This is a genomic window from Stenotrophomonas sp. GD03930 (genome assembly GCF_029839665.1).
GTDB classification, from domain to species: Bacteria; Pseudomonadota; Gammaproteobacteria; order Xanthomonadales; family Xanthomonadaceae; genus Stenotrophomonas; species Stenotrophomonas forensis.
Window position 1 is genome coordinate 796,560 of sequence record NZ_JAOCAV010000002.1, and the last position, 12,471, is coordinate 809,030.

At 64.4% G+C, this 12,471-nt stretch carries 11 protein-coding genes; 1 reads left to right on the forward strand and 10 read right to left on the reverse strand.

Going from position 1 to position 12,471, the window contains the following annotated elements; translation table 11 throughout:
• Positions 1-10: 10 nt before the first annotated feature.
• A complete protein-coding gene (locus tag N5C18_RS14315; protein WP_279945048.1) occupies positions 11-2,146 on the forward strand; it encodes a TonB-dependent siderophore receptor in 2,136 nt (711 codons plus the stop codon).
• Between the two features lie 63 nt (positions 2,147-2,209).
• Here the strand turns inward: N5C18_RS14315 and N5C18_RS14320 are convergent, their stop codons facing one another.
• The 10 genes from N5C18_RS14320 to N5C18_RS14365 form a co-directional block, all read right to left on the reverse strand.
• Positions 2,210-2,800 carry an outer membrane beta-barrel protein gene (locus tag N5C18_RS14320; RefSeq protein ID WP_080376047.1) on the reverse strand — a complete coding sequence of 197 codons (591 nt, stop codon included), beginning with the start codon at positions 2,798-2,800 and terminating at the stop codon, positions 2,210-2,212.
• A gap of 147 nt (positions 2,801-2,947) precedes the next feature.
• A complete protein-coding gene (locus N5C18_RS14325) occupies positions 2,948-3,655 on the reverse strand; it encodes a molecular chaperone (RefSeq protein WP_230079006.1) in 708 nt (235 codons plus the stop codon).
• A gap of 35 nt (positions 3,656-3,690) precedes the next feature.
• Positions 3,691-4,671 carry a fimbrial protein gene (locus N5C18_RS14330; protein ID WP_279944857.1) on the reverse strand — a complete coding sequence of 327 codons (981 nt, stop codon included), beginning with the start codon at positions 4,669-4,671 and terminating at the stop codon, positions 3,691-3,693.
• A gap of 144 nt (positions 4,672-4,815) precedes the next feature.
• Positions 4,816-5,418, reverse strand: coding sequence for a hypothetical protein (locus tag N5C18_RS14335; protein WP_279944859.1), 603 nt, complete (start codon positions 5,416-5,418; stop codon positions 4,816-4,818).
• Between the two features lie 95 nt (positions 5,419-5,513).
• Entirely contained in the window at positions 5,514-6,263 is a 750-nt protein-coding gene (locus N5C18_RS14340; protein ID WP_279945050.1) for a molecular chaperone, read from the reverse strand.
• Positions 6,264-6,312: 49 nt separating this feature from the next.
• On the reverse strand, positions 6,313-7,320 hold the full coding sequence (locus tag N5C18_RS14345; RefSeq protein ID WP_279944860.1) for a hypothetical protein: 1,008 nt from the start codon (positions 7,318-7,320) through the stop codon (positions 6,313-6,315).
• Positions 7,321-7,366: 46 nt separating this feature from the next.
• Entirely contained in the window at positions 7,367-9,934 is a 2,568-nt protein-coding gene (locus tag N5C18_RS14350) for a fimbrial biogenesis outer membrane usher protein (RefSeq protein ID WP_279944861.1), read from the reverse strand.
• A gap of 89 nt (positions 9,935-10,023) precedes the next feature.
• The gene (locus N5C18_RS14355; RefSeq protein ID WP_053509164.1) at positions 10,024-10,758 is read right to left on the reverse strand and encodes a molecular chaperone; all 735 of its coding nucleotides are present in this window, start codon (positions 10,756-10,758) and stop codon (positions 10,024-10,026) included.
• Between the two features lie 63 nt (positions 10,759-10,821).
• Positions 10,822-11,346: a fimbrial protein gene (locus N5C18_RS14360; protein WP_053509166.1), complete on the reverse strand. Its 525-nt coding sequence runs from the start codon at positions 11,344-11,346 to the stop codon at positions 10,822-10,824.
• A gap of 168 nt (positions 11,347-11,514) precedes the next feature.
• Complete coding sequence (locus tag N5C18_RS14365) at positions 11,515-12,444, reverse strand: hypothetical protein (RefSeq protein ID WP_279944862.1); 930 nt, start codon at positions 12,442-12,444, stop codon at positions 11,515-11,517.
• Between the last annotated feature and the right edge of the window lie 27 nt (positions 12,445-12,471).

Below are 12,471 nucleotides of genomic sequence, written 5' to 3' on the forward strand. Positions count from 1 at the left end.
CCGCGTGCCGATGCATCCGCCGGGCGCTGCCCGGCGCTACCGCGTGTCGGCGCTGGCGCTGGGCCTGCTGGCCTCGTTCGCTGCGCTGGCCGACTCGGCGCCGTCCACCCTGCCCTCGGTGCAGGTGCAGGAACAGCGCCGGGTGACCGGCGACTATGCCGGCGGCCAGGTAGCCTCCGGCAACCGCGTCGGCCTGCTCGGCGACAAGGACTTCATGGACACACCGTTCAGCACCGTCAGCTATACCGAGGCCTTCATCCGCGACCGCCAGGCCCGGGACCTGACCGACGTCATCGCGGCGACCGACCCCACGGTATTCAGCAACGGCGTGACCGGTTCGTGGAGCGAGAACTATTCGATCCGTGGTTTTGCCTCCAGCACCAGCGACACCACCTTCAACGGGCTCAGCGGCATGGCGCCGTACTACCGCACCTCGCCGGAAATGTTCGAGCGCATCGAGGTGCTGAAGGGCCCGTCCGCACTGCTGAACGGCATGCCGCCGGGCGGCTCGGTCGGTGGCAGCGTCAACCTGGTGCCCAAGCGCGCGGGCGAGCAGCCGCTGCTGCGGGTCAGCGCCAACTTCGCCTCCGATGCGCAGTTCGGCACCCATGTGGATCTCGGCCGCCGGCTGGGCGCCGACAAGCAGTTCGGCATCCGCTTCAACGGTGCCTACCGTGATGGCGACGGTGCCGTGGGCAAGCAGAGCAAGAAGGTGCAGCTGGGCGCGCTGGCACTGGACTGGCGCGGCGCGCGCGCGCGCATCTCCGCCGATCTGTACAGCGCCGACGACCGCGTCGATGGCCCGGCACGTGGCGTTGGCCTGGCGCCGGGCGTGGCCATTCCGCGGCCACCGCGTGGCGATACCCTGATCAACCCGGATTGGGCCTACGTCGACAGCCGCGACAAGGGCGCGATGCTGCGCGGCGAACTGGACATCAACGACAACCTGATGGCCTACCTGGCCTATGGCACCAGCAAGACCGACTACCGCTACAACGGTTCGATCAGCGCGCAGGTGCTGAACCCGGCCGGCGACTTCACCACGGTGATCGGCCAGCTCGCCTTCGACATCAGGAAGCAGTCCGGTGATGCCGGCCTGCGTGGCCGCTTCCACACTGGCAGCGTTGGCCACCAGTGGGCCGCCAACGTGACCCACTACCAGCACACCCAGAACGACTACGGCCGCCGCAGCGTGCCCGGCTGGGACTGGACCACCAACCTGTACCACCCGGTGTGGGGCCCGGCGGCGCCGTTCGTGGCACCGCACATCTCGCACACCGAGCTGAAGCTGGACAGCATCGGCTTCGCCGATACGCTGTCCTTCGCCGATGGCCGCGTGCAGCTGACCGTGGGCGTGCGCCGCCAGCAGGTGCTGAGCGAAACCTTCAGCGTGGCCACTGGCGCGCGCACCTCGCGCTACGACGAGAGTGCCACCACCCCGGCCTTCGCCCTGCTGGTGAAGGCCACGGACAAGGTTTCGCTCTACACCAACTACATCGAGGGCCTCAGCCAGGGTGCCACCGCGCCGATGACCGCCGCCAATGCCGGTGATGTGTTCGCCCCATTCCGTACCAAGCAGAAAGAGCTGGGCCTGAAGCTGGACCTGGGCCGCTTCGCGCACACCTTCGCCGTGTATGAGATCAAGCGGCCGAGCAGCTACACCGACCCGGTCACGAATATCTTCTCGTTCGGCGGCGAGCAGCGGAACCGGGGCGTGGAATGGGGCTTCTTCGGCGCACCGCTGGATGGCCTGCGCCTGATGGGTGGCGTGGCCTACGTTCAACCCAAGTTGACCCGCACCGCAGGCGGCATGAATGAAGGCCGCATTGCGACTGCGGTGGCACAGCGCCAGGCCAAGCTGGGCGTGGAATGGGATGTGCCGGTGCTGGAGGGCTTGACCCTGACCGGCAATGCCACTGCGATGTCGAAGCAGTACATCAGTGCCGACAACCGCCTGTCGGTGCCGGGGCGTACGTTGTTCGACGTGGGTGCGCGCTACAGCACCGCGCTGGCCGGCCGGCCGCTGGCGTTGCGGGCCAGCGTGAACAACGTGACCAACAAGGCGTACTGGGGCATGCCGTTGTTGTCGAGCCTGGCGTTGGGCGCGCCGAGGACCGTGTTGCTATCTGCGACGATGGACTTCTGATAAGCATCCACGCATGGCGTGGATCTACGGTGGAGCCGAGCCGAGCATGGCTCGGCTCTCTACTCAGAACTGATACTGCAGGCCCAGCGTGGCCGACCCCAGGCTGAGTTCGCCGCGAACCGGCCCGGCGTGGTAACTGCCCTGCGACAAACTGTCGACATCCAGGCGGACTGCCATGGCATTGGTGATGCGGTAGCGCGCACCCAGCCCCAGGCCCAGATGCATGTGATTCATCCTGACCGTGTACGGCTTCCGCACGCCCTCGCTCCACCGGTTGCGCTCGATACCGGCCGACAGCTTGCCAAACAGTTCGAACGAATCGCCCAGCGGCACGATGCCCAGTACCGAACCCTGGGTGCCATAGCTGCGCACGCCCCCCAGGCTGCCGAGGTTCACCTTTCCCAGCGTGGTGTGCGCGTTGGCCTCTACCGCCACGTGGCGGCTCCAGCGGTAGCCGATGCCAGCGCGCAGGCTGGGTGCGGTGCCATTGCGCTCTACACGCGCACCGGCCGCGGAAGCCTCGGCCTCGACGGTCGCCACCCCGAGGCTGCCGAAGCGATACAACCCTTGATGATCGGATGCGCTGACGATGGCCGGCATACCGGTTGCGGCCAGGAGGACAAGGGTGGAAATCAGCGGGTTCGCCTTGCTCATCAGATGCGGCACTCTCTTGGGAAAGTGCCACTTTCGGCGGTGCTCAGGGTCTTGGCTGTAGGATGAAGACGAATTCTGGGACGAGCAGCACCGTCCACGCATGATCCATCAGAATCTGTCGGTTCGGTGCCGTCAGGCCCTTCCCCGTCAACGCAGTTCGCGCCGCTCGGCATGCAGTGCGCCATCATCATCCACCCAGCTGTAGCGGATGGCGGTAGCCGGGCCGGAGAACCCGGCCGGGAACGCAAGGTGCTTTGTCTCACCGGGTGCGACGTAGAAGCTGTCCAGCGCACGCTCGCCAGCCGTCGATTCCAGCGTGGCTTCGCCTACGTTGAAGTAGTGCGGCGCTGCATTGCTTATGTCCAGCCCTGCCGCGCTGACGCGCACACTCACCTGCGCGTCCGGATTCGAGGGGGCGCCCACGCCTTCAGGGCGATACAGCAGTTTCAAGCGGAAGCGCACTGCCACCTGGATGACATTGTCGCCCACGCCCGACTCCCGCGGCGGCACATCCACCACGTTCAACCAGTACAGATGCTCTTTCGCGTCCACCGGCGCCCCGGTCGCGATTCCGCGCACCCGCAGGCTGTGTGATGTGCCCGGGTCCAGGCGGAACATCGGCCGGTCCACCACGAAGGGCGCCTTCGACGCCTCCGGCGGCTGGTCAGCACCTCCATCGGACACCCACGCCTGTACCAGCGATACGCGTTGCCCCTCGTTCTTCAGGGTGACGCTGATCTCGCGCGCGCCTGCCGGGAACACCGCCCGCGTGCCCACCACCGTCACTTCCGCCTGCGCCACCGGGCAGCACAACAGCAACACGGCGAACAACGCCGGCAGAAAAGTGCGCATCATCGCGAGAGATTCTCCTGCTGAGGCCTGTGACGGGTTCATGGAAAGGTGAGGCTGAACATCAGGCCGGCGTTGGCCGGCCCGGGGGTGATGGTGGGCAGGGTCTGCTGGAAGCGCACGCCGAAGGTCTTGGTCAGCACCTGCTCTGTTGCCCCGCCATGGCCGAACAGATCAGTGGCATAGAAGCGCAGGGGCGAGCCATCTGCATTGAGGAATTGATACGCCACGCCGGCCACCCCGCCACTGGCTTCAGCCAGGCCCAGTTCGCTGTTGATCACCGCCGTGGTAGGCACCACCTGATAGTCCACCTGGCCGACACCGGCTTCGCAGTCCAGCACCAGATCGTAGCTGCGTTGCCCGGCGTGGCTGCCGACGCCGCTGAACGACGCGGGCGAGAGGGTGCCCATGTTCACTTCCTGGGTCCGCATCCTGCAACTGGGTGGGTCGGAGACCCTCAGCGTTGAGCCCATCAGGTGCAGGTCCACTCGAAGCGGCTCGGCATCTCCCGCTTCATACAAGCGGGACTGGATTGGCATGACCATCCTGGTGCTGTGACTGCCGTTGGAAATGTTTCCCGTGCGGATGAACTTGACCAGAATCCGCATCCCCAATTCGGTGCCGCTCTGCCCGGCGAACAGTTCGACCTCGTCATAGACCAGAGCAAACGGTCTGCCTCTTGGCGCTTTTGGAGACTCCATGTTGAAGACCACGCCCACGCCCTGCACGCCAGTGGGATACACCATGTAGGATGCTCCACCTTCAACATAGCGCTCGGCAATGAAGCCTCCGTGGCTGATGCCGCGATAACTGACGTGCACGCTGGCGGCACAGCGGAAGTCAGCAACCACTCCCCCCGTACTGGCGTTGACCGGGATCCAGGGGGTCAATGCAGCATTATTGGCCACGCCCTTTGTCGAGAACTCAATCGAGGCAGGCGCGGCAAAAACGGCCGTCCCTGTTCCTGCGCTGCAACTGGCAGCCCGCGCGGATGGCGCAAGTACCATCAGCACGCACAGCATGACCGGCCAGGCGGCCGCACACGGTCCGCTCCTGAGCATCGGCAAACGTATTCTCCGAACGCTGGCCAACATAACGCCTCACGGGCAGGGGCTGCCCGAGATATACCCCGCCCCAGTACAACGCGCAAGGCATCCTTGCCATAGTCACTGCAAGGACACCGCGGGGCACGCGGCGCTGCCTGCGCGATTCATGGGAAGGCAAGGCTGAACATCAGCCCGGCGTTTGCCGGCCCGGGCGTGATGGTAGGCAGGGTCTGCTGGAAACGCACGCCGAAGGTCCTGGTGAGCACTACCTCGCTTGCTCCCCCCATGGCCGAACAGGTCGGTGGCATAGAAGCGCATGGGCGAGCCATCTGCATTGAGGAATTGATACGCCACGCCGCCCACCCCGCCGATGGCTTCAGCCAGGCCCAGCTCGCTGTTGATCACCACCGTGGTGGGCACCGCCTGATAGTCCACCTGGCCGACACCGGCTTCGCAGTCCAGCACCAGATCGTAGCTGCGGCGCCCGGCGTGGCTGCCGACGCCGCTGAACGACGCGGGCGAGAGGGTGCCCATGTTCACTTCCTGGGTCCGCATCCTGCAACTGGGCGGATCTGCAATCTTCAATGTGGTGAGTGCGAGCCAGAAGTCCGCCCGCATCGGCTCGGTGAACGGGTCTTCATACAGGCGCGTCTGGATGACCATGGTCAGATCGGTGGGAAAGGTTCCTCGGGGCACATCACCAATGCGGATGAACTTCACCATGATGCGCACCCAAGTTTCGGCGCCGCTCTGCCCGGTATGCAGTACCACTACCCGGCCCGGGCCGGGCACGCAAGGCGCCCCCCAGCGGGCCCGGATCACAAACCGGTGCACAGCTCCGACGAGCAGCTCACATTGGCCTGCAGGGACTGACCCTCCCCCTTGTCATCCAGCCAGAGCACCTTCACCACAGCCCCCTTCCTTGCAGCCGGTTCCGGAATCCCGACCGTCCATTCGGAAAAAGGTGCAATTACCGCACTGTCCGGGTCCAGCTCAATCTCCGCATCGCCCACGCTCAGCTCGCGCAGATTGATGTGGTAGGGCGTGTCATTCTGGGCGCGAAGCTGCACCACACCCGCCTCGCCCTTCTGCATCCTCCAGGCCAGCTGCGCCGGCGCAGCCTCCGCCGCCCCGGCCAGGCCGGCAGGCCGATGGAACAGCTTCACCCGCCAACGCACCGCATAACTGATGTTCATGGCGTCGGCCGTCTTCTTTGATGCGGGAAGATCCAGAATATTCAGCCAGTACAACGACTCGCGATCGCGCGGAAGTGAGGCCGCGTCCACCAGCCGTACGCTGATGTCACGGTTGCGGCCAGGCTCCAGCTGGAACAGCGGTGGCGTAACGAAGAAGGGCAAGCGATCGGCCTGGGGTGAGTCGTTGCCTTGGCCGGTGTCGATCCATGACTGGATCATCGAGGCCACCTCACCCTGGTTCCAGATGCGTTGCACCACCATCCGCTCGCTGCCTTGATGAACAAGCCGCGTGGCCTGGATGGCAATATCGGCCCGGCTGATGAATGACAGTGCCAGCAGACCCATTGCAAAGACAATTCTATACAGCAGCATCACGCTTGCTCCTTCTTCATTCCGGCAGCTGCGCAGGCAACTGCCGGAATCAGTACACGTCCAGATTGATTTTCAGGCTGCCGTTGGCTACTCCTGGCTTCAATTCCGCCCCGGTGATGGGTACGTAACGTACGTCCAGGTATTCCGTCCCGCTCGTTCCCCGACTCGAGACCTTGTTGAACTCCACCGGCCTCTTGGTAGAACCGGAGCTGATGGCGCGCCGCACCTCAAGCTCGACACCCTCGGCTGCGCCAACGCCTGCTTCAATGGACATCCGCCCTGACTTTGGGTCTGTGGTACTGGTACCGGGCGTGTAGGTTATGTTCGCTCCCGATGCGGTGGAGTTGCAGTTGAAGCTCCAGGTGAACGCCTGCTCCGGCCCGCTACCTGTCCGCTCCAGCATGCCGACCGTGGTAAGGGGCAATGCAACACTGGCCGGAGGACTTCGTACGAACCAACACGACGGTGGCGGTGGCGGCACATACAGCTTGATGTCGTCCGCAGCCGTTCCCTTGCCGAAACTCAAGCTCCCATCGCTGAAATTGGTGATGGACCAGGTGAACGGGTTCATTTGCAGCGACGTTGCAGAACTGACATCAACAATGGCGATGTAGCGATACCATAATCTGAATCGAACACGACCGCTGGCGAGCGCCTCCACGTTGAGATTCGAGCCGGTGCTACCCACGCTTCTCGCGCTGCCAAAGCCGGAAGTACCTTCGACAATCCTGAACTGCACACCCACATTGCCTGCCACCTGGAATACGGCAGCGCCATCGACCTCGTATCCCACGTAGGCCAGCTGAGGGGATACGTTGAGCGAGTATGTGCTACCTGCCGTACAGCGGTCATAGAAGCCCGCTGCCGGATCCACATAGCTGCCCCACAACTCCTGCCACTCGGTCAGCGGCCGGCGAACCCCGGAATAGGTGAAATCATTCCCCGACGTTATAGGGCGCATTTCATCGTAATTTGCAGTGCACGCCTGCGCGGCCCAAGCGCCCATCAACAACACTATGGCCAAGGCGCCCTTTCCTGTCCTGATTGCTAGTTTCATGGTGAATTCTGCCTGTCTCGAGTTGAAGGATGCCGAAAGGCGCACCTTAGTTCGGCGCACCACGGGTGGACGGTGCCGGACCGGCTGCGTCCGCGATGCCATGCGCAACACAGCGGCTGAGGTGCAGTTCATCGCTGGCCGAATCGGCCAGGTTGTACGCGATGGTGCAGCGCTGCCCACCTTCGTTACCCGCATTGACGTAGAGCTGGCCCGACTCGTTGATGCCGCGCACCCACAGCCGGCTGCCCTGCCCGACTACGCCCACCACTTCACCGGTTTCGTCGTAGACATCCAGGCCGAACGGCAGTGCCAGGCCCCGTTCGTCCATGGCTTCGATCAATGCACTTCGGCCGCTTGCGGTGGGGATGACCAGCTTGACCACGGCACCTGCGGTCGGTGCCGTGCTGGCAGAGCCGGCCTTCAGCTCAACGTCCATCGGCAGGCCCTTGGGATCTACGGAGACTTCATTCAATCGATACGGGCTCAGGTACGGCACGACAGCGAATCCGTTCTTGTTGGTCTTCACTCCACGATGGTGGCCCACAGCGGCGTTGGCCGCGCCCGGCACGTGCAACAGTGCGACGGTGTCGCCCAGGCGCTGCGAGAAGGCGACACCCTGGCCGTGCGCCAGCACGCTGCCGCTGGCTGACACGCCGAACTGCTGGCCTGCGCTCGAGCGCGTCCACGACGCCCCCAGGGTTGCCTTGGGGGCCTGGTAGCCCACGCCAACACCGATGTCATGGCCGTTGCCATTGCTACCCAGCGCGACGTTGTAGTTGCCCTGGCGATCGCTGCCGAACTGACCGTCCAGGCTGCCGCTGTAGCCGGTGCCATAGCGGTCGTTGTTGACCGTGACGCCCAGGCGCGGTGCCGCCGGGGCGCGACCCAGCGGCATGTGCACGCTCAGGTAGCCGCCCGTGCTGGCGGTCTTGAAGCCGCCAGACAGCGACGATTCCATGCTGCGACGGGCGCTGATGCTGTACGACGCAGGGCCCAGCCGGCCGTTGTAGCCCAGGCTGAAGTTGGTGGAGCGGCGATTGTCGCTCCAGTAGTCCGTGGTGCTGCCCTGCAGGTACAGCGAACCCTTGGGCAGACGATGGTTGACCGTCAGGTCCAGGCGGCTGCGCTGGCGCGAGATCGTCGGGCGCGAAACGCCCGCTTCGAGCTCGGCCTGCATGCGCGCGGCGTCGCTGAAATCCAGATAGCCGTCGGTGGAGTAGCGATAGGCCGCCAGGGTGAAGCTGGTGGCCTTGGTAAAGGTGCGGCTATAGGCCAGGCGATACGACTGCCCCTGCATGCGGCGGCCGAAGCCCTCCACCGAAGCCGGCAAGCGCGCATCGGAGAAGGTTACGTCGCCGGAGAAGGCGCCGATGCGGGTGTTTACCGCACCGCCCAGTACGATGGCGCGGTAGTCTTCGGCGGCCAGCAGACCACCGTAGCCCGTGAAGGCGCTGCCCAGGCCGTGGCGCACAGTGGCCTGAACGAATCGCGGTGCGGTGGCGCCATTGGTGCGCAGTTCGCCCACGGTGACGCTGCTGCGCTGTTGACCCTGACGCAGCAGGCTGGGCACCGACGCGTACGGAACCACGAAGGTTTCCACACGGCCATCGGCCTCGGTCACTTCCACTTCCAGATCACCGCCGACCGACATGTTGCGCAGATCGTCGATCTCGAACGGACCCGGGCTGACCGTGGTTTCCAGGATCACCTGATTGCGCTGGCGGATGGTCACCCGCGCATTGGTCTGCGCCACGCCACGCACCACCGGCGCATAGCTGGTGGCCGTTTCCGGCAGCATGCGCGGATCGGTGCTTACATTGATGCCGCGGTAGCCCACCGACTTGAACAGGTCACCATCGGTAGACGATTCGCCCAGCGTCAGCTGCGCGTTCCAACGACGGACCTCGCGCTGCGCGTAGGTGTTGCCGGCGGCATAGTTGAAAGCGCTTTCGCTGCTATGCGAGAAGTAGCCGTTGTGGCGCACGCGCCAGGCACCCAGATTCAAGCCAGCATCGATGCTGGCGCTGGTATGGTCGCTGCTGCGGCCGTTGGATTCGAAGCGCGTGTGGCTGAAGCTGTAGTTCACGAAGGCGGCATTGATGCCCTGGTCCCAACGGTCCGGGCCAACCCAGCCATGCAGGTTCGAACGCATGTAAGCCTGCGGAATGCTGACCTCCAGAACCTGTTCGCCCATATTGAGGTTGAGCGTGGCAGCAGGAATGAAGCGCGCGATATCCTCGCAGCTTGGCGCATCGGGGAACGGCAGCAGATCGGCATGCTCGCCGCTGGTGCGTGCGGCGTCCAGCTTGGCCTCATCGAAGCCCATCATGGCCAGCAGCTCAGGGGTCAGGCAGACCGTGGAGCGTCCATCGATATCGCGCACGTTCACATCGCGGCGGCCCACCAGGGCACCGTTCACGCTGATGTCGGCGCTGTAGATGCCCGGGGAAAGGTCATCACGCTCGAAGCGGCTGAGGTCGATGCCACTGCCGTACAGCAGGTCTGAGTTGAACTCCACCGCCGGGGCCGCCATCGCCGCTGCCGGTAGCAGCGCGACAAGCACGGCGGCGGCAAGGCGATGCTGGCGCGGCGAAGCTGTCGGATGTCGGTTCATGGCGAAGTCCTGCGAGTAGGCAAAGGGAGTCCTGCGACCCCCTGCGGGGCCCGGAGGCAGAAGAGCAATGGGCGTCGGAAAAGCTGGAATCAGGACCGGGTGAGCGGTGCTGTCACTTCCTTCACCGCGCCATGGTCGTTGACGACTTCAAAGGTGACCGTCTTGCCCAAGGCGCTGTACTGCGCCTGGCTCAGCCGATAGCGGGTGGTGGCGAAGGGCGTTGCCAGACCCGCCGGGATCCGTTCGCTGCTGATCACTGCATTGATGTTCACGTGATAAGCACTTGGGTTGTTGGCCTGCAGCACCCAGCCCTGCGCATCGCGGGACACCGACCAGGCCAGCTGCGAGGCGACCTTGGACGCACCCACAGCGGGCAGGCCCTTGGGCCGATAGAACAGCTTCAGGCGCGAGCGCACGATCAACTTCATGTGCGCCTGCCCTTCAGCCGCGGGCGCTGCTGCAGGCACGTCCAGCACGTTCAGGTAGTACAGGCTTTCGCGATCGGCCGGCATGGGTTGCCCGGTATGCAGGATGCGCAGTACCTGGCCAGCACCGGCATTCATGCGGAACACGGGCGGACGGATCACGAACGGAACCCCCGCCGACTGCTCCGGCGTGGCGCGCGGATCACCGTCGTCAATCCACGCTTGAACCAATGACGGAGTCTGCGAGGTGTTGGACAGACGGAGCGTGACCTCACGCTCCTGTTCCGGGAAGATCACCCGCGTTCCAGCGATCACCACGCCGGCTTCTGCAGTCTGTGCAACCAGCGTCAGTGCGGCTATGGCTCCAGCCAGCACAAGATTCCTGTTGATGAAGGACATGACGTCTACTCCGGATCGAGGGGTGTCCAGGGCCTTGCGGCCCTGGAAGGCGGGGGCGCTTCGTCAGTACGAGACGAAGATCTCCATTGCAGTGGCGAAATCACCGTCCTGGGCCGTGGCGCCAGACGCCTGCTCGTAGCGCGCAACCATCGGAATATTGGTAAAACCGGTGCTACCACTGATGACCTTGGTCACGTCGCCGGTGGCCAGGTTCAGCGGCATGCCGTCCGCGTCGATGGCGAGTTCAACACCCTTGGCTTCATCGCCGCTGGACACCGTATTGTTCAGTCGGCCATCAGCGTTGACGTTGGCACCCTTGAAGGTGAAGGTGTAGGTGCCATCGGCACACTTGGTGGTGCCGTCGCCCAGCTGCAGGTTGAACGCCTTTTCGCGGGGGGCACCATTGTTGATGGAGGACGCCGAAATCGTCGGCATGTCCACGCTGAGGGTCGAGCTGCCACCGATGGTGAACTTGCAGGTCAGTGCTTCGATCTTGCCGGTGAAGTTGACGGTGGCGTCGGCGGCGTTGGCCGAGGCGATAGCGCCCAGGGAGAGCGCGGCGGACAGTGCGATTGCAATCTTGTTCATGGGAATGAATTCCTGTTGTGAGTGGTTTCTGGTGTTCAAGCCGCGCTGTGCTGGGGCTTGAGCGAAGGACCCTGCCTTCGAGATCAAATGCTACGGATGCGACGGATCGGCAGGCATAGGACGACGACTAAATTCGCTTTTGGACCGCCATGCCGGCCTTTCTGCGCTCTAGTTCTGAACGTGCCAAAGCTCGTCAATGGCGCTGTAGCGCATGCGCAGCTCCTGGCCCTTCGGCAGGCCCCGGGACGCCGGCATCGAAGTGTGCGTTGCTGCGACGCGATGCTCGTCAAGACCGGCTTCGTCCAGGAATACGTAGACGTCACCATGCACTGCATGCTTCGGCAGGGTCATCTGCGAGGCCGGATCAATCGCCGCATTGATTTCCACGCGCATCACGCCGCTTACCGGGAACGGCAGCTCCGCCACCGGGCGCACGCTGCTGCTGCGATCCGCGGCATGCCAGCCGCCCTTTCTGGTGTCATACGCGAAAACACAGTCCGTGCGGGAGCCGCAGGTCCGCCAACGCGGATTGTGGTCATTGCCGAGATTGATGCGGGTGGACCAGGTGGCCCGATTGGCCACGGTCAGCACCGCATTGTTCGGCGCCTGCAGCGGCAGGTGCAGCTCGCCAGCATGCTCTCCGTCCGCCATGGTGTACTGGGTGATCAGGTGCTGCGATGAGGCGATGCGATCCACTGCTTTGTTGGGCCCCAGCAGAGCGCGGGCGATCTGGCCGTTCTGCACATCCCATCGACCTGCGTCAGCGTTCCAGACCAGATCCAGCAGGTCCCACGGGCTGACGACCACGCCGCGTGCCGACTCAAATGCCGTGCCGGCCAGGTCCAGGCGCGCAGCCCAGCGTGCTTCGGAGTACAGGCTCACCCGGTCGTTCTGGGTCGGCGTTGTCGGCAACCTGATGACCGGCGCCCAATCACCGTTCTCCATCAGGAAGTTCAGCTGGCTGTAGCCAGAGGGCAGATGCCCGGTGCCGCCATTGGTGTTGGGCGAAAGGTTCGCCTCCGCAGCCCACAGGCTCGCAGCGGGTGCGCAGCAGGCCAGCAGCAGGCTCGCTGCCAGCAGGTTCGATGTCTTCTTCATTTCGGTGCTCGTTGATGGGGAGGCCGG

Bases quoted from the DNA above. Each gene is read 5' to 3' on its own strand.
- N5C18_RS14315 (WP_279945048.1), top strand. From the start codon at position 11: ATGCATCCGCCGGGCGCTGCCCGGCGCTACCGCGTGTCGGCGCTGGCG.
- N5C18_RS14350 (WP_279944861.1), bottom strand. From the start codon at position 9,934: ATGAACCGACATCCGACAGCTTCGCCGCGCCAGCATCGCCTTGCCGCC.
- N5C18_RS14345 (WP_279944860.1), bottom strand. From the start codon at position 7,320: ATGAAACTAGCAATCAGGACAGGAAAGGGCGCCTTGGCCATAGTGTTG.
- N5C18_RS14320 (WP_080376047.1), bottom strand. From the start codon at position 2,800: ATGAGCAAGGCGAACCCGCTGATTTCCACCCTTGTCCTCCTGGCCGCA.
- N5C18_RS14325 (WP_230079006.1), bottom strand. From the start codon at position 3,655: ATGATGCGCACTTTTCTGCCGGCGTTGTTCGCCGTGTTGCTGTTGTGC.
- N5C18_RS14340 (WP_279945050.1), bottom strand. From the start codon at position 6,263: ATGCTGCTGTATAGAATTGTCTTTGCAATGGGTCTGCTGGCACTGTCA.
- N5C18_RS14335 (WP_279944859.1), bottom strand. From the start codon at position 5,418: ATGGTGAAGTTCATCCGCATTGGTGATGTGCCCCGAGGAACCTTTCCC.
- N5C18_RS14365 (WP_279944862.1), bottom strand. From the start codon at position 12,444: ATGAAGAAGACATCGAACCTGCTGGCAGCGAGCCTGCTGCTGGCCTGC.
- N5C18_RS14330 (WP_279944857.1), bottom strand. From the start codon at position 4,671: ATGCTGTGCGTGCTGATGGTACTTGCGCCATCCGCGCGGGCTGCCAGT.
- N5C18_RS14360 (WP_053509166.1), bottom strand. From the start codon at position 11,346: ATGAACAAGATTGCAATCGCACTGTCCGCCGCGCTCTCCCTGGGCGCT.
- N5C18_RS14355 (WP_053509164.1), bottom strand. From the start codon at position 10,758: ATGTCCTTCATCAACAGGAATCTTGTGCTGGCTGGAGCCATAGCCGCA.